The 21878-nt window shown below is 62.8% G+C and carries 22 protein-coding genes and 1 pseudogene; 21 read left to right on the top strand and 2 right to left on the bottom strand.

What is annotated here, in order from left to right; all coding sequences use genetic code 11:
* The first annotated feature begins 459 nt into the window (after positions 1-459).
* The 7 genes and pseudogenes from X750_RS148075 to X750_RS148080 all read left to right on the top strand — a co-directional run bounded on the left by X750_RS148075 (position 460) and on the right by X750_RS148080 (position 4784).
* A complete protein-coding gene (locus tag X750_RS148075; protein WP_023747787.1) occupies positions 460-882 on the top strand; it encodes a hypothetical protein in 423 nt (140 codons plus the stop codon).
* The gene (locus X750_RS1000000164670) at positions 875-1258 is read left to right on the top strand and encodes a hypothetical protein (protein WP_023747786.1); all 384 of its coding nucleotides are present in this window, start codon (positions 875-877) and stop codon (positions 1256-1258) included. Before X750_RS148075 ends, X750_RS1000000164670 begins: the two co-directional genes overlap by 8 nt.
* Positions 1185-1916 (top strand): terminase family protein, encoded by a 732-nt coding sequence (locus X750_RS0133020; protein WP_245271870.1) that lies wholly within the window; start codon positions 1185-1187, stop codon positions 1914-1916. The genes X750_RS1000000164670 and X750_RS0133020 overlap by 74 nt, the downstream gene beginning before the upstream one ends.
* 195 nt (positions 1917-2111) lie before the next feature.
* Positions 2112-2861 (top strand): annotated as a pseudogene (locus X750_RS0133015) (terminase family protein); the annotation flags it as partial.
* A 139-nt stretch (positions 2862-3000) separates the two neighbouring features.
* A complete protein-coding gene (locus X750_RS01000000163095; RefSeq protein WP_198020986.1) occupies positions 3001-3501 on the top strand; it encodes a hypothetical protein in 501 nt (166 codons plus the stop codon).
* Complete coding sequence (locus X750_RS1000000166450; RefSeq protein WP_198020985.1) at positions 3458-4285, top strand: hypothetical protein; 828 nt, start codon at positions 3458-3460, stop codon at positions 4283-4285. Before X750_RS01000000163095 ends, X750_RS1000000166450 begins: the two co-directional genes overlap by 44 nt.
* A 1-nt stretch (position 4286) precedes the next feature.
* A complete protein-coding gene (locus tag X750_RS148080) occupies positions 4287-4784 on the top strand; it encodes a hypothetical protein (RefSeq protein WP_023747783.1) in 498 nt (165 codons plus the stop codon).
* A gap of 518 nt (positions 4785-5302) precedes the next feature.
* Here X750_RS148080 and X750_RS148085 read toward each other — a convergent pair.
* A complete protein-coding gene (locus X750_RS148085; protein WP_023735403.1) occupies positions 5303-5722 on the bottom strand; it encodes a hypothetical protein in 420 nt (139 codons plus the stop codon).
* Positions 5723-5870: 148 nt separating this feature from the next.
* Between X750_RS148085 and X750_RS148090 the strand changes: the two genes are divergently transcribed.
* The 8 genes from X750_RS148090 (at position 5871) to X750_RS13960 (ending at position 14362) form a co-directional block, all read left to right on the top strand.
* Positions 5871-6398 carry a hypothetical protein gene (locus X750_RS148090; protein ID WP_023743942.1) on the top strand — a complete coding sequence of 176 codons (528 nt, stop codon included), beginning with the start codon at positions 5871-5873 and terminating at the stop codon, positions 6396-6398.
* Positions 6340-6534, top strand: a complete 195-nt coding sequence (locus tag X750_RS1000000165855; RefSeq protein WP_156033718.1) for a hypothetical protein — start codon at positions 6340-6342, stop codon at positions 6532-6534. Before X750_RS148090 ends, X750_RS1000000165855 begins: the two co-directional genes overlap by 59 nt.
* 309 nt (positions 6535-6843) lie before the next feature.
* Positions 6844-8031 (top strand): acyltransferase, encoded by a 1188-nt coding sequence (locus tag X750_RS148095; protein ID WP_023747782.1) that lies wholly within the window; start codon positions 6844-6846, stop codon positions 8029-8031.
* 212 nt (positions 8032-8243) lie between these two features.
* On the top strand, positions 8244-10037 hold the full coding sequence (locus X750_RS148100) for a portal protein (protein ID WP_023747781.1): 1794 nt from the start codon (positions 8244-8246) through the stop codon (positions 10035-10037).
* Positions 10038-10105: 68 nt separating this feature from the next.
* Positions 10106-10429, top strand: a complete 324-nt coding sequence (locus X750_RS148105) for a hypothetical protein (RefSeq protein ID WP_023747780.1) — start codon at positions 10106-10108, stop codon at positions 10427-10429.
* A gap of 235 nt (positions 10430-10664) precedes the next feature.
* On the top strand, positions 10665-13094 hold the full coding sequence (locus tag X750_RS1000000165850) for a hypothetical protein (RefSeq protein ID WP_023747779.1): 2430 nt from the start codon (positions 10665-10667) through the stop codon (positions 13092-13094).
* Entirely contained in the window at positions 13094-13528 is a 435-nt protein-coding gene (locus X750_RS148110; protein ID WP_023695031.1) for a hypothetical protein, read from the top strand. The genes X750_RS1000000165850 and X750_RS148110 overlap by 1 nt, the downstream gene beginning before the upstream one ends.
* A gap of 348 nt (positions 13529-13876) precedes the next feature.
* Positions 13877-14362 carry a DUF4826 family protein gene (locus tag X750_RS13960; RefSeq protein ID WP_245271860.1) on the top strand — a complete coding sequence of 162 codons (486 nt, stop codon included), beginning with the start codon at positions 13877-13879 and terminating at the stop codon, positions 14360-14362.
* Positions 14363-14482: 120 nt separating this feature from the next.
* Here the strand turns inward: X750_RS13960 and X750_RS148115 are convergent, their stop codons facing one another.
* The gene (locus X750_RS148115) at positions 14483-14800 is read right to left on the bottom strand and encodes a YMGG-like glycine zipper-containing protein (RefSeq protein ID WP_023695029.1); all 318 of its coding nucleotides are present in this window, start codon (positions 14798-14800) and stop codon (positions 14483-14485) included.
* Positions 14801-15060: 260 nt separating this feature from the next.
* Between X750_RS148115 and X750_RS148120 the strand changes: the two genes are divergently transcribed.
* From X750_RS148120 to X750_RS148145, 6 genes are all read left to right on the top strand, one after another.
* Positions 15061-15633 (top strand): hypothetical protein, encoded by a 573-nt coding sequence (locus tag X750_RS148120; RefSeq protein WP_023747778.1) that lies wholly within the window; start codon positions 15061-15063, stop codon positions 15631-15633.
* 148 nt (positions 15634-15781) lie between these two features.
* Positions 15782-16693 carry a hypothetical protein gene (locus X750_RS148125; RefSeq protein WP_023747777.1) on the top strand — a complete coding sequence of 304 codons (912 nt, stop codon included), beginning with the start codon at positions 15782-15784 and terminating at the stop codon, positions 16691-16693.
* Positions 16694-16737: 44 nt separating this feature from the next.
* Positions 16738-17727 carry a hypothetical protein gene (locus X750_RS148130; RefSeq protein WP_023747776.1) on the top strand — a complete coding sequence of 330 codons (990 nt, stop codon included), beginning with the start codon at positions 16738-16740 and terminating at the stop codon, positions 17725-17727.
* 116 nt (positions 17728-17843) lie between these two features.
* Positions 17844-18446, top strand: coding sequence for a hypothetical protein (locus X750_RS148135; protein ID WP_023747775.1), 603 nt, complete (start codon positions 17844-17846; stop codon positions 18444-18446).
* Complete coding sequence (locus tag X750_RS148140) at positions 18443-20923, top strand: hypothetical protein (protein ID WP_023747774.1); 2481 nt, start codon at positions 18443-18445, stop codon at positions 20921-20923. The genes X750_RS148135 and X750_RS148140 overlap by 4 nt, the downstream gene beginning before the upstream one ends.
* A gap of 251 nt (positions 20924-21174) precedes the next feature.
* Positions 21175-21876, top strand: coding sequence for a hypothetical protein (locus X750_RS148145; protein WP_023739173.1), 702 nt, complete (start codon positions 21175-21177; stop codon positions 21874-21876).
* Positions 21877-21878: the final 2 nt, after the last annotated feature.

The raw sequence follows: 21878 nt of genomic DNA, 5'->3' as shown, positions 1-21878 counted from the left end.
GCTTGGATCCGTTATCGCAAAATCCGTCTGGTACGTCAAGTATATAATTAGGAATTATTTCTTATTTGCCTTGACGGGTGAGGGCAGCTTTGCTATGATTTGCCCACGATGCTGATTTGCGCCAGCGACCCGCCCAGGAGGCGGGTTTTGTTTTCCTGATGCCCACAGCGTGCGGATATCGGATGTCGGCGGGACAGCACCCCCCTCTGGCCTGCCGGACGTTCGTCGTTCGGAAAGCCAAGCAATTGGCTTTCCGTCCGCTGCGCGGACCACTCCTCAACCCCCACACGGGGGGGAGATCGGACTGCCCCTTGCTTTCGCCAATCGTCAGCGCTGCAAATTGGTCGCGACCCTGGAGCTGCCAATCTCCCCCCTTGAGGGGGAGATGTCCGGCAGGACAGAGGGGGGCGTGAAGGAACGCTATCCTCGGTTCATTCTGCCTTATCCGCGAGGCCTCCCTTGTCCAACCGCTATGCCACCATCATCACCGACGATGACGGCCGCGAGGTCGTCAGCGCCATTGGCGTGTTCGAGGGCGCTGCCCCGCAGGCGCGCATCGGCCGTATCGAGCCGGTCGTGCCGGGCGTGCTGATCGGCATGGTTCGCGGTGGTCCTGTCGATGCCATCGGCGGCTTCGGCTTTCCGCGCGGCGCGCACGACGCAAGGGCGATCGCCAGGGCAAGCCTGAAAGCCGCGTCTGCCGAAAAGCGCCACGCGCCAGCCGGTGCCGCCCGCAAGGCCGCCCCAAAACGGTCAGGGCCAAAATCGGCACGGCGCAAGTCCGGCAAGATCAAGTCCGGCAAGATCAAGCGGGCAAGGCCGGCAAAGCAGGCGAAGCAGGCAGCGACCGCCGAGCCCGCCGGGATCTCGGATCATGGCTGACCGGACGGCGCCGCGTTCTCGTCCTGGCCGCAAGGCGACTGCCGCCGCTGCCAAGCCGAAGCGGACGAAGAAGACGCTTGGCGATGATTTCCTCGACGCGGTGCGCGCCGACTTCCGCGCCCATGGCGCCGGCGTCATTGCCGCGGTCCGGGCCGACAAGCCCGACCAGTATCTGAAGATCGTGCAATCGGTGCTGCCCAAGGATCTGGCCAAGGATTTGCATGTTTCATCTGACCTGGAAGCCCTGAGCGATGACGAGATCCGCCGCCGCATCCGCGGCCTCGAAGCCGTCCTCGGGCCGTTTGGCGACCAGCCTGAAGGCGCGCCGCCACTATCTGGCGCTGCTGCAGGAGCTGGACCGCAGGCGCAGGACTAACCAGCTTGCCGCCTACCGGCCTTATCCCAGGCAGGCGCAGTTTCACGCCGCCGGCGCGCAGAACCGGGAACGTCTGTTCATGGCCGGCAACCAGCTCGGCAAGACCAGGGCCGGCGGCGCCGAATGGGCCATGCATCTCACCGGCCGCTACCCCGCGTGGTGGCAGGGCAAGACCTTCGACACCCCCGTCAGGCTATGGGCTGCCGGCGTGACGGGCGAGGGCACGCGCGACAACCCGCAGCGCGTGCTGGTCGGCCCGCCGCAGCAGCAGGCGGCATGGGGCACCGGCATGATCCCGGCCAACGCCATCCTGCACACGACCATGGGCCGCGGCGCCCCGGGCGCGCTCGACAGCATCGTGGTGCGCTGGGGCGGCGGCGGCGATGTCCAGGCCGATGAATCGGTGCTGTCGTTCAAGTCCTATGAGAAAGGCCGCGAAAAGTGGCAGGGCGAAACCCTGCACGGCGTCTGGTTCGACGAGGAGCCGCCGCTCGATATCTATTCCGAAGGCCTGGCCCGCACCAACGCCACCGGCGGCATCACCATCGTGACGTTCACGCCGCTGCTGGGCATGAGCGACGTGGTGCTGCGGTTCTTGACGGGTGAGGTGCGCGCTCTTCCTTCCCCCCTTGTGGGAGAAGGTGGATCGGCGCGATAGCGCCGAGACGGATGAGGGGTGTTCCAGCGGAGTGAGGCGTCGGCGTTCCCTGGAACACCCCTCATCCGTCACCTTCGGCGACACCTTCTCCCACAAGGGGAGAAGGGAAGACCCGCCGCGCTCCGGCCCAAAAATATCGTGCGCGAACAAAGCCATATCACGGCATCCCGAATCAATCCGGCAGGCCCCATGACCCGTCACGTCACCTTCATGACCATCGATGACGCCGAACATTATTCGCCGGACGAGCGAGCCGCGATCATTGCCGCCTATCCCGAGCATGAGCGCGAGGCGCGGGCGCGCGGCGTTCCGGTGCTGGGCTCCGGCCGCATCTTTCCGATTGCCGAGGAGCTGATTGCCTGCGAGCCGTTCCGGCTGCCGCGCTACTGGCCGCGGATCGGCGCCCTCGATTTCGGCTGGGACCATCCGTCGGCCGCGGTCGAGCTGGCCTGGGATACGGAGGCCGATGTCGTCTATATCTCCAAGGCGGCGCGGGCCTCGCAGCAGACGCCGGCCATGCAGGTGCTGGCCCTGAAGCCGTGGGGCGAGTGGCTGCCCTGGGCCTGGCCGCGCGACGGCCGCCGCGAGACGCTGGAAGGGGCGGGCACCGCACTTGCCAGACAATATTCCGCGCATGGGCTGAACATGCTGTCGGGCCACGCCCGCTTCGCCGACGGCTCGGTCTCGGTCGAGGCCGGGCTGATGGAGATGCTCGACCGCATGCAATCCGGCCGCTTCAAGGTGTTTTCGACGCTGCTGCCCTGGTTCGAGGAATTCAGGCTTTTTCACCGAAAGGACGGCAAGGTGGTGAAACTGCGCGACGATTTGATGGCTGCGACGCGATACGGCGTGATGATGCTGCGGGAAGCGGTGGTTGATCCCGCGGAGTTCAAGAGCGCGAGGCGGACGACCGGGCAGAGTGATCCGCTGGGGGCGTTTCGGTGAGGGGCACGCGCCCTCGATCTTTACCAAGAGTCTTCGATCCGACAAAGCCCGCGAGGCGGGCGGGCGAACGCGTGTGGCCCGGCCCTGCTGTGGTCGCCAGCGCTGCGCGCCTTTGTTCAAAGCCAGGGAGCAGCCAACGATGGTACACATCATCCCACTCTCCGTTGGTCGGCGACGGCTCGATACGGGGAACGCAGTGCAGTATTCGCAAGGGTCGCCCATCGGCGGCGCCATGCAGGGTTTTGGCGACGAGCTTTCCGCACTGGCCGAGCACTACCGGAAGATGACAGAGCGACAGGAGGCCGTCGACGCCGAGATCGCACGCCGCCAATTCAACGGCCGGATCGCGTTGGCCGAAGACGAGGTGGCGGCGAAGGCGCCGGCCGACGGCGCGGGCATGCACGAGGCCATGTACGGCCAGCTGGACCCGTATGACGGCCGAGCGGTGAAGCCCGGTCTGTTCGACAAGATGTTCGGCGAGGTCTTGCCGAGCATGCCCGAAAGCCAACGCGCCAACTTTGCCAAGCAGAAGGAGGCGATGCGCATGGCAGGCGCGGTGCGCATGGCGCAGCGGCAGCTCCAGCGGCGCAAGGATTATGAACAGAACCAATGGTCCGGGGGTCCAGCGCGCCGAGCTTGACGCCATCGCTCAAAGCAATCCCAACGACACTGTGGCTTTTAACGCCGCTCGCCGGCTCGGCCTCGATGTTCTCGACAAGATGGGCCTCGACCCGCAGGGCAAGTTGCAGGCCGAAGCCGCGTGGCGGGATAGCACGGCAAAGACACGGATTGAGGCTCTGATAACTCAGAACCCGAAAAGGGCCCTCAATCTGCTCGTGCCGACAGCGTTTACCACTCAGGAAAGCAATCAGCCGGAGCAGGGGATGGATGATATCATCACCGACTCTGTTGCCGGAACGGATAGTTCTGACGAGTCAACCGAAAAAGGTGACCGCGTTCGCCGACTCACGTCGAATGAACGGATAAGGCGGGCATTTCAGGACGATCTTCCGATCGATACGTTGCTTGCCGAGCTTTCGCCTGGTTCCTATGACGATGTTGTTCGCAAGGCGCGCACCGCGGATGCGGCAAGTCTCATCGGCACCCATGCCGATCTCGACATCGCTTCTCAAAACGCGCGGGCAGCCATAATCAACATGACACCCTATTCCGGCACAAGACATGACGATACCGAGTTTACTTCTGTCTTTGGTGCCGAAGAGGGCGGCAAACGATCCAGAGCTTTCAATTGGAGAGCGGATGTCAGCCCATATCTTGCCGATATGCGAGTCATGCCGACAAGTCAGATCGATGCGTCAATCTTTGCCGCAAAACCCCTCCCGAACCGCTTCTCGCAGGAGGAAGATCCCGAACTGTATAGGATGGATCAGGCGCGCTTCGAAAAAAGATCAGAAGCGCTATGAATTGAACGCGGACGCTGCAGCTTTCATCATACAACAGCGGCAGATCGACCCGGCGGCTTACGTGCGCAAGGTGATCCCGGCCGTCGATACAGCCTTCAAAAACTTGTCGACACCAGAGGACTTGCAAGCCGCGGTCGCGCTATCATTTGCCGCTCAGCGTCAATTGGGTATCGCGAAGCCTCAGCCGCTGCCCCTATCCGACGCTGAAGGTTTGATCAAAGCGCGGAATGATACCCCTGATCCGGATGAAGCCGAGCGCAAGGCGCTTGAAGCAATAATTGATCAGAAATCGCGCAAAGCGCTGGCCACGCAGCTGGATAATATCAAGGCGGCACAATCAGATGCGCTGGCAGCGTCTGACGGCGATCCGGATGCGGATGGGTTTGACGATGCCGGTTCCGAGTGTCCATCAAATGAAAAATTCGCGAAGTCAATCGATCTATCTCCGGCAGACATTCTTCGATTAAAGAAAAACAGTTGCGACGGAATACTATCCTAAGAGCGACGAAATCGAGGCTAAAGCAGTTATCGACGCGGTTCTAAATCGGCTGGCTTCCCAGCATTGGGGCTACAGCATTGAAAGCGTAGTAAACAGCAAGGATCAATTCTCAGACGTTAATGGTCTGACCTCCAGGTCTAAGCATAATCGATCCGACATCGATCAAGTACCCATCGGCGACCCACGTTTTCCTAAAGCATCGAGGATAGTTGACGAATGCCTAATGCAGCGTGCATCAGGCGAGCCGTCATCGGTTGATGATAATCTTAGCTATGGTAATCCAGATCATGCAGACGAATCTGGTCTTAAGTGGTTACTGAAATTAAAAATGAAGCGTGGTCTTCATTTGCATGGTACGCCTCCCTATTTGCTGCGGTTCCTTCCGGGAAAATTTGGTATCAACAGAGGACTACTATTCAGCTTGGCCGCAAAATAGATCGATATCGGTGCCGCTCAGAAAGGGTCACCTCTTTATTAGGCGGTGTCCTTTATTGTGAAAACAATCATCATCCGTTCAGCTACGGCGCGCAGCCAACATCAACAAAATTTAGTAGTGGTTCGACGCCTTCATCGTCCCGAACGGTATAGAATGCATCTGGGTAAGTTTCAGCGGGCCTCCAATTGAAGTTCTTGACTGTATCCGGACCTACCGCAAACATATAGGAAGGCATCGGACCACTGATAAATCCGTGGTCGCCCTCTTTCGTCACCAGCTCCGCCGCCGTGGCCGGCTGCAAAAGCTTCTTATCCGCCGTGAAGGCGGCTTTACCGGAACCCTGTCGGATGACGGTCACGACAATCCCCGACTCGAGTTCCTTGAAGAGCACGCCCTTTGGGCAGCTTTGCCACAGAGTGTCCGTCTTATCCACGTCGTCCGACTGAGCCGCGCCAAATGGCAACGCAAACACCGCCATCGCGGCGAGAATGAGCGATCGCAACGATACCTCCTATGGTTGTATTTCGAATGTTATAGCACTGTTATGGTTGTGGCAAGCGCTGCGAAAGCATCGACGTCATCTTCCGACGCCTTTGATGGCAGGATTCCGAGGGTCTTCGCAACGCTGCCTCGCGCGGGATGGGATATCCATGGCCGTCCGCATCATTCCCGCCACGCTGCGCGATCTCTCCTACATCGCCGCCAATCTGCGTGCCGAGGACCGGGCCGAGATCGACTGCCAGCTTGACCATTGGTCGCCGGCCCTGCTGGCGGTCACCGCGCTGCAGGGCTTTGCCTATGTTGCCGAGCTAGACGGCAATCCGGAGGCCGGCTTCGGCGCTGCCGAACAGCGCGGCGGACTGTGGATCGCCTGGAGCTGGGGCACGCGCCGCATGAAGCGCTGCGTGCCTGGCATCACCGGCCACTTCCATGCGGTGCTTGGGCCGAAGGTTGCGGCGCGGGGCGCATGGCGGGTCGAGGCGCGGGCGCTCGCCGCCAACGAACTGGCTCTGCGCTGGCTCGGCCGGCTCGGCGCCACCCAACGCTGCCGGTTGCCTGGATATGGCCGCAACGGCGAAGACTTTTTCCTTTACGACTGGACAAGAGAAGGCTGGAACCATGTGTCTCTTTCAAAAGCCGCCGGCGCTGAAGCCGCTGCCACCGACCCCGACCATTGAAGACAAGGACGTGCAGGCGCGCGAGGCCGCCCTGCGGACTGAACTCGAACAGCGCCAGGGCACGGCGGCGACGGTGAAAACCGACCTCGCGCCCGGCGACCTCACCGGCCAGCGCCGCGTTCTGCTGGGGGTATGACCATGACCGCGATGAAGCGCAGTTTCAGCAAGCGCGTGCTGGCGTGGTGGTACTGGCGACGGCATGCCAGGCTGGTGAAGCGGAGGTGACGCATCTTACCCTCCCCCTTGTGGGGAGGGTCGTAGGCTGAGCCGCACGGTACGTGCGGTTCAGCCTGCGGGGTGGGGTCTGCGCTGCACCCCACCCCGTCTCCCTCGCTTTGCTTTGCAAAGCGAACTCGCCGACCCTCCCCACAAGGGGAGGGTGTAGCAATTCGTCATCTCTCAGCGGCTTGACAATCGCTCCTCAGGCGCCATGCTGCAGTGCAACATGGCTAGCTACGAAACCAGCGTCATCAAGTCGTCGCGCATCGAATGCCTGGACGGGCTTCGCGCGCTTGCGGCGATCTGGGTGCTGGTCGGGCACTGCATGCTTTTGACCGGCTGGCAAATTCCGATCGTCGGCGAGCCGGATCTCGGCGTCGACCTGTTCATCATGCTGTCCGGCTTCCTGATGGTGTTCCACTATCAGCTGCGCCAGGAAAAGGAGCCTTGGCAAAGACCGGAAACCTGGCTGAAATTCTGGACGCGCCGCTATTTCAGGATCGCGCCGCTGTTCTATGTCATGCTTTTCCTGGCGCTGGCGCTTGGCCCCTATCTCTACGATTGCAGGATCATCATCGACGGTTTCCTCTCCAGATCGCACCAGGCGCCGGAACGCTACCTCGACGGCAGCCTGAAAAACATCGTCGCTCATCTCACCTTCCTGTTTGGGCTGGTGCCGAACCTCGCCTATCGCACGCCGCTGCCTGACTGGAGCCTGGGGCTGGAGATGCAGTTCTATGCCGTGTTCCCGGCCGTCATGCTGCTGGTGCGCAGGCTGGACTGGATCAGGAGCGCCCTTGTGGTCGCGGCGGCCGGCTGCGTCATCGTGTTTGCGATGCGGCTGTTGTCGATCCATTTTCCGATGCCGTCCTTTCTGCCGCTGAAGATGCAGATATTCCTGTGCGGGATGCTGCTGGCCGGAGTCGTGCATCAGAGCCAGCCGCGATCTATCCTGTACTTGGCACTGGCGCTGCTGCTGGCGGCGCTGCCCTTTGGCGGGGACCAGGGGCTGGGCAAGCTTCTGGTGCGCGAAGCGCTGGTGGCGGGCTTCTTTGCCCTGGTTCTCTACCGCATGCTGCCTGGAAGGGCGGGAACGCTGGCGCGAGCGATCGCCGTGACGCTCAGCAACCGGTTCTTCCACCTGATGGGCGAGCTTTCCTTTAGCATCTACCTGATCCATCTGCTGGTGCTGCAGCCCGTCGCGGCGTTCGTCATCAGTGAGTTCGGCCACGAATTGTCGGCGCCGCTGCGCTTCGCCATCGTCGTTGCCGTTGTGCTGCCGACGGTGACGTTGCTGTCCTGGATCACCTACACTCTGATCGAGGTCCCCGGCCAGAAGGCGGGCCGCTTCGTCGTCCAGCGCTTTGGCCGGAAAACTGCGCCGGTGCTCGAGGGCATCAAGCGCAGCGCGTAGTCGGCTGAAGCTGCCGATCTCCCCCCTCGAGGGGGAGCTGTCGCAGAAGGCGACAGAGGGGGTCGGTGCGACCGGACGCGACCTCCCAACACCGACAGATGACGCTAGCGCTCTACGCGCGGCGACCCCCTCTGGCCTGCCGGCCATCTCCCGCTCAAGTGGGGAGAAGCGCCGCTTCGCCGTCCATTCACATCCTACCCAGCGAGCCCCTCATGACCGATTCCCGTGCCCGCGATATCCTGTCCCGCCAATCCGAGCTCGAGACCGAGCGCTCTCAGTACGAGGCGGTGTGGGAGCAGGTGGCGGAATTTTGCGATCCCGATGCGCCCGATGTCTGGAGCGGCCGCAGGAGCGGCGGACCGGATTCGCAGGCCGAGCGGCAGGAGCGGCGCGGTGCCCGCGTCTATGCCAACACCATCAACTCGGCCGCCAACCGGCTGGCGGCGGGGCTCGAAAGCCTGATCATCCCGCAGTCGGAGAAATGGCATGGGCTGACCACCGCAGAAATGAACGACGAGGAGACCGACGAGGAGAAGGAATGGGCGGAGGGCTTGCGCGACTTCCTGTTTGCGCTGCGCTATTCCGCCAACTCCAACTTCGTGCCGGCCACGCAAGCCTGCCTGCGCAATGTCGTGCGCTATGGCCCGGCCTATCTCTATGCCGAGGAAGGCTTTGGCGGCACGCTGATCCGCTATGCCTCGATCCCCGTGGTCGAGGGTTATCTCGCCCGCAACCGCTGGGGCCAGGTCGACATTTTCCATCGTCGCTACGAGCGCACGGCAAGACAGGCGGCGCAGCTGCTCGGCTACGAAAAAATGCCGGCGCGGATCAAGATGCTGGTCGACGATCCCGCCAAATGCGAGACGAAAATCTTGCTGATCCAGTGCATCCAGCCGCGCGACGAGCGCAAGATGTACCGGCTTGCCGGCGACTATCAGTATCTCGACACGGCATTCGCCTCCTATCACGTCATCGAGGACGAGGAGGAGATTGTCAGGGAAAGCGGGTTTCGGTCCTTCCCGGTGTCGACCTTCAACTGGCGCCGCTATGAGGGCGACCCCTATGGCATTTCGCCGACCATCGAAGCGCTGACGACGGTGCGCGAGGAGAACGCGGTACGCCGCTCCGGCCTGCGCGCGCTGCAGCAGATCACCGATCCGGCCACCGCCTCGAAAGCCAGGCTCGACTATGTCCCGGTGCTCAACCCCGGCGAGAATTATCCCGGCCTCATCGACGACAATGGAAGGCCGCTGATCCAGCCGATCGCGACCGGGCAGAACCCGACCTATGCCTTCAACTATGCGGCGAGCCGGGCGGAGGAAATCCGCGACATGATGTTCGTCAACCTGTTCCAGACGCTGGTGCAGAACCCGCAGATGACGGCGACCGAAGCCTTGATCCGCCAAGAGGAGAAGGGCGCGCTGCTCGGCCCCTCGGGCTCGATCATCCAGGCCGGCTTTGCCAGCAATCTCGACCGCGAACTAGGCATTCTGGAAGACAAGGGCCTTTATGACGAGGACAGCCGCTTCGCGCCGCCGGAAAGCCTCGCCGGCAAGTCGGTACGGCCGACCTTCACCGGCCCGCTCGATGTGCTGCGCCGCTCGGCCGAGGCGCGCGACACCATCCAGGTGGTGACGACGGCCATGCAGATGGCGCAGTTCGATCCCGGCATCATGGACAATATCGACGGCGACGAAGCGCTGAAGATCGTGCAGAGCGCCGGCCGCAGCCCGCAGCGCATCTTTCGCCGCAAGGAGGAGGTGGAAGGTCTGCGTGGAGCAAGAGCACAGGCCCAACAAGCCCAGGCCGGCATGGCGGCGATCGCCTCCGCCGGCAAGGTCGCCAAGGACGCGGTGCCGGCAGCGGTGCAGGCGCGCGACAGCGGGTTACTCGATGCATTGATGCTGCAGGCGGGCGGCGGCGGAGAGGCGACGGCCGGATCGGCCGCGCCGGGCGCCGGCGGGCAAGCGACGGCCGTGCCGGCCGCGCGGGAGCAGGGAGCATGAGCGCCAAACGCTTCGNCGGGCGCCGGCGGGCAAGCGACGGCCGTGCCGGCCGCGCGGGAGCAGGGAGCATGAGCGCCAAACGCTTCGCCCGCGCCAGTCAGGCCGGCGGCCCCGCCAAGGCGCGCGACGCGCTGACCAAGGCCTATCTCAGGGTGTTCTCCGGCGAGGACGGCGAAATGGTGCTGGCCGACCTCGCGGCAACCGTCGGCTACTACCGCCGCCCGTCCTATGGCGAGTGGATGGCCAGGACGAGAACGCCGAACGGTTTCGAGCTGCACAGCGCGCTCAGCAATGCGCGGGCTGAAGTGGTGCAGCACATTATGGGATTTCTGACGTTGGACGAGACGCAGCTCGCGGCGCTGGAGAAGGCGGCACGGGCTGAGGATAGATAGGGCGAACCGGAGGCGCGAGGCACCCCCCTCTGGCCTGCCAGCCATCCCCCCTTGAGGGGGAGATGGCTGGCAGGCCAGAGGGGGGCGCTGTCCCGCCGGCCTTGCCGCCGGATATCTCCCTGGTTCTCAAAAAAGACCGATCCGACAAAGCCCGCAAACGGCCACGGTGCGTGCGCCATGGCCCTGCCGTGATCGCCAGCGCAGCGCGCCTTTGTTCAAAGCCAGGGAACAGCCAATGGTACACATCATCCCTCTCTCCGTGGCTAAACGGCGGCGCGATGCCGATGCCTCGCCGGTGAGCGCAGCGGCGCAGCCGCTCGACAGCTACTGGCAGGAGGTTGCCGAGCACTACGAGCGGCTCATGGCGCAGCAGCAGGCCTTCGACACCGAGATCGCCGCGCGCAAGCTGGATGGCGAGATCGCAAAGGCCGAGGCCGACGCAGTTGCCAATGCGCCGGCAGATGGAGCCGGCCTGCACCAAGGCATGTATGGCGAGGTCGACCCGCACACGGGGCGCGTCTTGCAAACGGGTCGGTTCGACACCCTGTTCAAGGGCTTCCTGAGCCAGATGCCGCCCGAGCTGCACCCCGGCCTCAGCGCTCGCAAGGAGACGCTGCGCACCGAGGGTGCTTGGCGGATGGCGGCGCAGCAACTGCAACGCCGCAAAGACTATGAGCGGGCCCAAGTCGACACGGCGCTGCGAACCAACGCCATCGCCATCGGCAAGGCGCACCCCGACGACCACGTGACCTTCGAGGCGGCCAGGCAGGACGGGCTCGATCTCATCGACAAGATGGGGGTCGATCCTGGTATCAGGCAGCAACTGGCCAAGGACTGGCACAGCACCGCCGCCAAGGCGCGGTTCGAGGCGCTGATTTCCAGGGACCCGAAGCGCGCGCTGGCGATATTTGGCGTTGGCACGCCGGCCGCCGGCAGTGGGGCTATGGGCGACAGCGCGCAGGCTGCGGGCAACTCCTTTGTGGAAGGCCCAAGGATGGCGCCCGGGAAAGAAGGCCGCGTCGGCACGCAGACTCCGGACGAACGCATAGCGCAGGCATTCAGGGACGATCTTCCCCAGGAGGAACAGGATGTCCTGGCCTTAAAGGCAAAGGTCGCCAAGTTCTCGCAGGACATCCAGACGCGCATTGCCATCGGTCGCGCCGAGGCGGAAGCGCCGGACCAGTTCGCACGCACGGGCGCCTACTCCGGCGGAATACCGGGCAAGGATGCCTACCGGATCATCTATGGCCTCGATGAGGGCGACAGGCGCCGGCGGGTTCTCGAATGGCGAGCCGGGGTCGGAAAGAAAATCTTTGACATGGGTACCATGTCGAACCAGGCGATCGATGCCGCTGTTGTCAGCGCTGAGCCGGGGCCGAACGCTTCACCTGAGGACCAGGAGCGCTATGAGATCACCGACGCCGCGGCAAAGCTGGTGCGGGAGAGGCGGCGGGTCGGTGCCGGTGGCTACGTCAGCGGATTGTCTCAAAAGACCTTCGAGGGCTGGGAAGCCGTGTTTGGCAGCGGGGCTTCGAATCCGGGGAACTATGATCCGAACCTTTACGATCAGACGATAGCCTTGTCTGTCGCTCTGCAAAAAGTATTGGGCATCGAAGATGAAAATCTTCAGCCAATAACGTTTTTCTACCTGCTTGAGCTTGCCGAACAGCGCGACAGCGGAAGCGCGTACTTGATGGACCGCTACGCCAAGGCGAGCGAGTTGTTTGCGCGCACCAAAGATCCTGTCGCGCGGGCAGCTTTGGTCCGGGAATTGGATGAAGCCGGCCTGGGCGGCATACTCCCCGGCGGCAAGCCTGGCCTTTCAGCGGGCGAGGTGTTTCGAGCTGACGCCAAGGCGCTTGGCAAGGCGGGTGCAAATGCCGGGATATTCGCGGGCAAATTGACGAAGGGAGTTGGCTACGGGCTTTCCTTCGGATCAATCGACCCTCCCGATTTCAGCCAAGGCTACTACGAGCCTGCAAATCCCACCGAGAAAGTGATGATGCGTCAGGGAGGTGACGCATTCGGCTGGGCGATACCGGTGCCCGGATTTGGCCGAGCCGCCGAGAAAGGCATACCGCGAGCAGTTGAGTCTATGAGCGCTATCGCGGCCGAGCGAGCCGAAGGCCTCGTCGCCAAGCGGCCGGGCGAGTTAGCTGACGAAGGCGAGGCGCTTGTTGGTGGCGTGGACGCCGAAACGCTCCGATACCAGCAGGGGCTGGCCAGCTTCGCTTTCCAATCCGTCCCCAAATCCGACCGCGCATTTGACAATGCAATGCTAGGCGCAATGCTCGCCCGGGATCCAGACAAGGTCAGATACTCCGGCGCAAAACTAGGCGTTGCCGAGTCAGAGGATTACCGCAAGATTTTTTACGCCAGAAATCCGAAATTAAAGAGCAGTGATAACGTTGTTCATCATGCTGGCGAGAGGCAGGTTGTCGAGAGAGATCCAAGAATTACAAATATAGAAGAAATAAATTCATACGAAAATCTTCGAGGAATCCCAAAAAAAAGAGATAGAAACCTACACAAAAAGGTAATCAGGTTTGAATGGGATGAATTCTATAAACGCAACCCCAATTTCACGCGCGAGCAATGGCTTGATAAAATTACAGAAATCGACAAGAAATATGGCCATTTGTTCGACCCGCCGATAGGTGAATAATGCGATATTTTGATATCAGGCCGGATGTGGCTGGTGGGCTGGGTAACCATACGGTTTTAGACACCGACGTTCACCCACCAGTCGTCCACAAGCTGCACTATGAGGTAGAAGGATGGTTCGGCGACGCGCTTGTCACAACCTTTCCATGCTTTCTTGTAACGGATGAAGCAAAGGAGGCGTTGCTGAAGATGGGGATATCTGGTGCTGATTTTTCCGATGCTGAGGTGACAGAGTCGGAGGAATTTCATGAGTTGCAGCCTGGGCAGGAACTGCCACATTTCGTCTGGTTAAAAGTGGACGGGCAAGCAGGTCGCGACGATTTTGGCATCGCTTCGAATTACGATCTCGTCATATCAGAGCGAGTCCTTGATTTGTTTGAAAGACTAGGAATTCCCTCTGCGGTGATTGAGCCTTTTGGCGAAAGAGACTCATGACGAGGGCCGATGCAATGAATAAGTCACCCTAATCCACCAGAGTTGCCAATTCTGGGTCACTCATTCCACTTCTCGGAATATATAGGTGAGAAATGGATTACTATTATGTAGAGCCTTTTGCCGCTGGTGATTTTGGCAAAAATACTCTCCTCGACAATCGCGTTCACCCGCCATTGTCCACAAATTCCACTACGAGATTGACGTTTGGATAGGTGACGTCCTCATAACAAGCTTCCCCTGCTATCTTGTCACCGAGGAAGCCAAGCGGGAACCTTTGGAGATAGGTGTTTCGGGCGTGGCTTTTGCAGATGTTGAGGTGACCGCCTCGGTGCGCTGGGCTAGACGAAGGTGGCAAGGGAGTTAGCCATAGAGACCGCCAAACCAGACTTAAGCAGCGTTATGCGTCTGCCTCCGGCCGACATCAGCACCGCCGATGACGATCTTGATGCCGCCCGAATCGAGGCACGGCAGTATCTCGAATTTTACACCTGGGTCTTATCCATCAAAGGCGAATATTTCGGATATGGCGCGGAAGGAATAATCTACATTTTCCTGTTCGAGATAGAGCCGCGACCGGATGTGAACCAATGGATCTGGGTGATCGTTGGCGATGTGCCGCCGACATATATCCCTGCCGACGACGCGAGGACGCCTTTCGAGGCTCTTGATGGCTATATCGGTGCCCTTGAGGACTGGGTCGAGGCAGCGCGACAAGGAAAGTCGGTGGCGAAATTGATACCAGTCAATGTAGACGCAAATCCCGCCAACGCCGAAATGCTGGCTGGCCGCCTCAAATTTCTCGACGAGAAAATCTTGCCGGAGCTTAAAAGGTAATTCTGACGATTGAGGATGCCGGTAGCAGGTGAGGGGCCAGCCTCTCAGAGGATCGCGCTGCCCTCAACCGCCCTTCGGGCACCTTCTCCCCGTTGAACGAGGAGAAGGGGAAGCCCGTCCTCAATAATCGCCGTTGTAATACCGGTCGTCGCACGGCGCGGTGTAGATGCGGCCATAGCGGTCCTGGTAGCGGCAGAGCTGTTCGCCGCGGCGCTGCGGCGTGGTGGCCTGGCCGATGACGGCGCCGAGCAGGGCGCCGCCGGCGGCGCCGATCACCGTGCTCTTGGTGTTGCCGCCCAGCGCCTGGCCGGCGAGCGCGCCGACGCCGCCGCCGATGAGCGCGCCGTTGGTCGCCCTCTGCTGCTGTTCGGTCTGGGTCGCGCAGCCTGCCAGAGCGGCAGTCATGAGCACGGCGGCAATGGCTTGTCTGATGATCATCTTGGAACTCCTTTGAAGCCCCAAACGCGGATTGGAGCGAATGGTTGCCAGTTGCTGGCGCATTGCGGCCAAACGGCGGCACGCCCGCTCACGAAATGAGACGTGGTTTCTCGGGCCTTGAAGACAATGGTTGCCAAAGCGGAAACGCCTTGCGCGAACAGGGCGATAGCGCCCCGGTTTGAATCGATACGCCAGCGCTGATCCGGCGCTTTTTGAATAACGTCCTTCCAGCAATTTCCCGAATAGAAATGGAGATACCAATGACCCGAGGTCTTCCCCTGACGCTGTCGCGCGCCGCCGCCCGCGAGGCCGGATCTGCCCCGCCCAAATTCGGCCTCAAGGCCGTCACCACGGGGCAGGGCGGCTCGTACCGCACCGTCTTCACGCTTGCCGGCATGCAGGTGCCGGTCGCCGACGCGCTGGCCTATGCCAGCCAAAAACTCTTCGACTTCGCCGACGGCAAGGTGCGCATCAAGGGCGGCACGGCCCGGCTGCAGTTTGCGGTGCCGACGCCACGCGCGTCGACCATCAACGACAATGCGGCGCTGACCTGGTCGCTGGGCTCGGCGGCGGCATCGAGTGCGACGCTGGCAGGCGCCATGGTCAATGTGCTGGCTTCGACGGCGCGCACGCTCGACGGCGCGGGCGCCGTGCTGTCGACTGCCTCGATCGCGGATGTCGCTGCTGCAGTGACTCTGGACGGCACGGTGACGCCAGCCGACCTCTATCTCAACCTGGCGTTTGCGACCGGCACCGATATCGATGCCGATGGCACGCTGGCGGTGACGGGCACGATCACGCTGCTGTGGGAGAACTGGGGCGATAACGCGTAGGCGCTAATCTCCGCCCTTGAGGGGGAGATGTCGCCGAAGGCGACAGAGGGGGTCGNCCCCTCTGGCCTGCCGGCCATCTCCCCCTCGAGGGGGGAGATACCAAGCTTCGCCGCCGGCTCCTTCTAACAACAATCAAAGGAATCCACTCATGACAGATCTGGCAGATTCCGGGTCCGTGGCGGCGCGGGCGCAGCCGGCGGGCAACCCAGTACGGCCACCGGCTGGCGGGGACAACGGGTCCGCCCCGCCTGTCGCCAAAAGTTGGTTTGACGGTCTTTCCGAAGGCAACCGCAAGCTCGCTGAAGCCAAGGGCTGGACCAAAGCTGAAAACCTGGATCGGGTTTTCAACTCCTATGCGGAGCTGGAGCGGCAGCAGGGTGAGAGCCTGCGCGTTCCCGCACCGGACGCATCCCCGGAAGACTGGCAGAAATTTCATGCCCGGCTGCCCGAGACCATGCGCCCGCTGACATCGCCCGACAAGGTCGAGTACAGGCGGCCCGACGGCCTGCCGGAAAACTTCGCCTATTCGGACGAGCTTGCCCAGGCATCCAAGGCCTGGGCGGTCGAGGCCGGCGCCACGCCGAAGGTGGCGCAGGCCTATCACGACCGCTTCGTCGGCTACATGGCCGAGCAGGCCGCGCGCCAGGACGTCGCGCTCGCCCGCTCGGTCGAAGCCACGCATGACGATCTCGTGCGCGACTGGGGACCGACCGACAGCGACGGCTTTCGCCAGAAGCTCGAGGTCGCCAACCGGGCGATGAAGAAGCTCGGACTGGTCGACGCCTATAAGGCCAAGGGCATCCTTCTCCCTGACGGCGCATTGACCGATCCGCAGATTGCCAAGGCGTTCCACGCCGTCGGCGAGGCGATGTTCAGGGAAGACACGATCGACGGCGGCGCGGCCCTGAGCGGCGGCAATCCGTTCAAGCGCAACGCCGCTGGCGACCGCAACATTTCGGCCATTTCAGCCCTTGTCAAAACCGACCCCGCCCGCGCCCGGCGGCTGGCACGCGAGGCCGGTGAAAACCCCAACCTCTGGATGCCCAACAACCCGCTCTAGTCCTCCAAAGCTCGCCGCCACATCAACCTCAAAGGAAGTGAAAAATGGCAGACGCCTATACCCGTATCGCGGACGCGATCGTTCCGTCCGTTTATGCCCAGTACTCGTTCGAGGAGCATGTCCAGTCGCTGGAAATCTTCCAGGCTGGCATCCTGTTCAACGACCCGGCCACCACCGCCAAGCTGTCGATGGGCGGCCGTTCCGTCGACATGCCCGGCTGGAAGGATCTCGGCAACGATCCGTCGGAACCCGTCAATGACGATCCGGCCGATTCCATCGAGATGAAGAAGATCGGCGCCCGCCGCGAGGTCGCCGCCCGCAATGTTCGCGCCCAGGCCTGGGGCGTTCCGGACCTGACCTCGATCCTGGCCGGCGACGACCCGCAGAAGCTGATCGTCAAGCGCCAGACCGAGTACTGGCAGCGCGCCAACAAGCTGACCCTGCTCGGCATTCTGAAGGGTGTCGTCGCCGACAACATCGCCAATGACGGCGGCGACCTGGTGCGCGTCACCGGCGCCTCCATCGTCGATACCGACATCATCGAGGCCGCCTATCTGATGGGCGACCGCGCGGACAAGTTCAAGACGATCTGGATGCACTCCAAGCAGATGAAGGCACTGAAGCTCGCCGATCTCATCGACTATGTTCCGTCGTCAGAGCAGGGCGGGCCGCTCATCCCCTACTACATGGGGCTGCGCTGCGTGGTCGATGACGACATTCCGGTCGCGGCCGGCGTCTACACCGCCTTCATGTTCAAGGACAAGGCGATCCTGTGGAACGAGTTGCCGGTCAACACGGAGGGCGGGCCGCTCGAGTTCGATCGCAAGCCGCGCCAGGGCCATGGCGGCGGCGTCACCGAGATGGTCGGCCGCAGGCACTTCGTCCCGCACGTGCCCGGCACCCGTTTCCTCGACGCGTCTTCGGCCGGCGAGTTCGCCACCGACGCCGAACTCGCGCTGGCGGCAAACTGGGACCGTACGGCCTCCAGCGTCAAGAGCATGACGTTCATCGCGCTGAAGACGACCGAGGCGTAGTACCTTTCGTCCGGCCAGCGGGTCGCCGAAACTGCTGATCTCCCCCCTTGCGGGGGAGATTGGCGCTCCGCCATATGCCCTTGCCCAATCAACCACCATCCACGAGGCGCTGATCCATGGCCATCACCCCGCTCGACATCGCCAATATGGCGCTCGCCGTCCTCGACGAGGCGCCGATCGACAGTCTCGACCAGGACGTCAAGGCGGCGCGCCTGCTCAACCTGCATTTCGACCTGACGCGGGAAGCCGAACTCGCCAGGCACGCCTGGGTGTTCGCCATCCTTGCCGCCAGCGTCGCCGGCGCCGACGCCGGCAGCGGCAATTGCACCTTGAACTTCGCCTATGAACTGCCCGCCGATTGCCTGCGGCCGCTGCCGCTGACGGCAAATGGCGAGCCCAACGGCGTGCCGATCTCGTGGCGCCAGGAAGCCGGGCTGATCTATTGCGGCCGGTCCGGTCCATTGATCATCCGTTACATCGCCAACCTTACCGACCCGAACGACTGGGACGCGCTGTTCACCGAAGTGCTGGTCTCCGCCCTTGCCATCAAGATCGCGCATCCCTTGACGCACAAGGCGGGCATGATCGACATCGCCCGCTCCGCCTATGACCGGGCGCTGGACGCGGCCATTGCCGCCAACGCCATCCAGCGCGGCGGCCGGCTCTACACCTCATCCTGGGCGCAGCAGCGCGGCGACTTCAGGGTGTCTGCCCGATGACCGCGCTCTACCCTATCCAGGACGTTTTCACCCGTGGCGAAATCAGCCCGCGCCTGCACGCGCGCGCCTCACTCGATCTCTATCATGCGGCGCTGTCCAAATGTGAGAACTTCGTCACGTTGCCGCATGGCGGTATCCGCGCCCGCGGCGGCAGCTATTTCGTCAACGAGGTGAAGAATTCGGCCAGGAAGACGCGCGCCATCCCCTTCATCTTCTCCTCCGAGCAGGCCTACTGCCTGGAGTTCGGCGACCTCTATATCCGCGTCTATGCCTATGGCGCCCGCGTCGGCACGGTCGAGGTGGCCTCGCCCTATCTGGAGGCCGATTTGTTCGACCTCGCCTATGTCCAGTCAGCCGACCAGATGTGGATCACCCACAAGAACTATGCGCCCAAAGTGCTGACCCGCACCGCCCACACGACATGGACGCTGGCAGGTTACGAGTTCCTCGACGGCCCTTACGACCCAATCAACACGACCGGCACCACGATGACGCCGGCCAGTTACGGCTCGTACGTGCCGAAGATGACAGGCTTGACGGCTCCGGCCGGAACGGCTTTGGCCAGCAACGGTTCCGCGTCAGCGTGGGCGATTTTCGACAAGGACAGCAGAACAGGTGCGGAGATCGGTGCCGGCACCAATGGCTGGGTCCAATATCGGCAGGCGAGCGGAGCGCAGAAGGTTTGCAACGCCTACTGGGTGCAAGCCATGAACAGCGCGTCGGAAGCAGAAAACATGCCGACGCAATGGGAAATCCAGGGCTCGAACGACGGATCGACATGGACAACCATCGACTCGCGGATTGGCCAGATAGGCTGGGGTAACTCCGAGCGTCGGTTCTTCGAATTCTTCAACAAGGCCGCCTTTGAATATCTGCGCATGGACATGGACGGTGGCGGCGGCTCTGACAGTACCAGAACCGACTTCGCCGAATGGGCGCCGAACGAGGACGGCGACCTGATGACGCCGTTCAATCTGACGGCGTCATCGATCACCGGTATCAACGATGATACCGGGTTCCAGACATCGGACATTGGCCGCGCCATCCGGCTGCTCGGTTCGGATGGGCGGTGGCGCTGGGCCAAGATTGCAGCGCGCACGAGCGCGACAGTCGTTACCGTTCGTCTGTATGGCCATGCCTTGCCGGATCTCAGTCCGATCAGTCGCTGGCGGCTTGGTACCTTCGTGCCCGGAAAATATGTCGAGGCGGGCTCGCTCTATGAGGAGCGGTTGGCCTTCAGTCGAAAATTCTCGGTCTATGCATCGGCGACCGGCGACTTCGACAATTTCGCGCTCGGCGAGGAAGATGACGACGCGCTGGAATTCGTCCAGGCCGGCGGCGGCCAGGCCAACGACATCGTCTGGATCGCCGATTCCGATGGTGCGCTGCTGATCGGCACGTCGGGCGGTATCAGGGCACTGTCCGGCTCCGGCATCGACGAGGCACTCACCCCGTCCTCGTTCAAGAACCGCCGTTCGCGCACCTTTGGCTGCGCCCGCATCCGCCCGGTCGATGCCGGGCAGTCCTTCCTCTATGTCACCCGCTCGCGCAAATCGATCGCCGAGCTGACGCAGAGTTCTACAGCCAGATTCACCTCCGATGACATCGGCCAGATCTCGGAACATATCCCCAAGCAAGGCGTGGTCGAACTCGCCTTCCAGACCGACCCCGACCCGATGCTGTGGTTTCCGCTCGAAAATGGCGAACTTGGCGGCTACACCCACCAGCCGAGCCAGGAGGTGCGCGGCATGCACCGCCATCGCTTCGGCGGCAGCTTCGCTGGATCCGCCCCCGGTCAACCCACTTGGGCGGTCGTTGAAAGCGCCGTGGTGACGCCTGGCCAGAACGGCGTCGACGACATCTGGCTGATCGTCAAGCGCACCATTGGCGGGGTGACCAGGCGCTACATCGAAATCATGACCACGCCATTCGAATACGGCATGCTGGAGGATGCCTTCCAGGTCGATTGCGGACTGACCTATTCGGGTGCACCCGTCAACGTCGTCTCCGGGCTCGGCCATCTCAACGGCCAACTGGTCGACGTGCTGGCCGGCGGCAAGGTCTATCGCGGCCTGCCGGTTGCCTCCGGCCAGGTGACGCTGCCCGCCGGCGCCACAGCTGGGAAGTGGCAGGTCGGGCTGCCCTTCCAGTCCGAGGCCAACACGCTGGAACTCGACGTCGGCGGCCAGGACGGTTCCGTCATCGGCCGCCGCAAGAAGGTGGCGAAAGTCATCCTGTCGCTGCTCGAGACCGACACCACCGGGCTGCAGGTGCAGTCCTTCCTCCGCGGCCGCTGGGAGAGCGTGCGCATGCCGAGCATCGTCGCACCCGACGGCAATGCGAAACTCTACACCGGCAATGTCGATGTACCGGTCGACGACAGCTGGGAAGGGCAGGGCAGGGTCCGCATCCGCCACCTCAACCCGACGCCCTGCACGATCCGGGCGTTTACGCCGGTATTCGACGCCGAGCCGTAGAAAAATTTGATGCGGCAATAGTCAACGCCGAGTTCCCGCCCACCCCCCTCTGGCCTGCCGGCCATCTCCCCCGCAAGGGGGGAGATCAACGGCATCTTTGCCTTCGCTAATCGCTGACGTAGCAAGACTGGCGAGCCTGCTCGAGCTGCCAATCTCCCCCCATGCGGGGGAGATGTCCGGCAGGACAGAGGGGGGTGCTGTCCCGCCGACGTCACCATTCTCGCACCATTCCCACCAAGGAACCCACCCCAATGACCCCCCATGCCGAGACCCTCGGCAAGGCGCGGACGGCTGCCGATTTCGCGGCCGTCATCGCCTTGCTCGACACCGACATTAACGACGCCGTCGTCCGCAGGCGCGCGCTGGAGCAGGCCGAGGACCGGGCCGTCTTTGGCGACGGCGACCTGGCCGCGGCGCGCGCCGCGCTCGATGCCTGCAACGACGTCATCACCTTGCTGGAAAAAACCATCTGCGTCGCCGACACGCGCCGCATCGACGCCGCCGAGAGCGAAGCCCGCGCCGACATTGCCGCTCTTGGCGACGAGATTGCGGCCAAAGCCGCCACCCTGACCGAGCGCTGGCGCAACGCTGCCCGGCTGGTCGAGCTGCTGCGCCAGGAACTGTTCGAGGCCGATGCGCTCGTCCGTGCCATCGCCACCGCCAATGGCCTGTTCGACGCCGCCAGCGTCGCCGAGCTGAAGATAAACCTCACCGCTGCCCGCCGCGCCGCCATGGCCGGCGCACGGGCAGCCGCACCCGCTCGCCTCAGCCGCGCCGGGCTGCAGGTCGACCGGCTGCTTTTGTCCCTGCTCGCTGCCGGCGGTCCACTCGACCCGCGCCCGCAGCTTGGCGCGCCGGTCGCCGGCGTCAAAAGCAAGTTCATTCCCGCAATCAAACCCATTCCCGCGAGAAAACCCATTCCTGCAATCAAACCCCTGGGCGAACGAGGCTGACC

Origin of the sequence: Mesorhizobium sp. LNJC391B00 (assembly GCF_000502535.1) — a bacterium.
Taxonomy (GTDB): domain Bacteria; phylum Pseudomonadota; class Alphaproteobacteria; order Rhizobiales; family Rhizobiaceae; genus Mesorhizobium.
The sequence above is the reverse complement of the archived record's forward strand: the minus strand, read 5'-3'. Positions and strand labels throughout refer to the sequence as shown.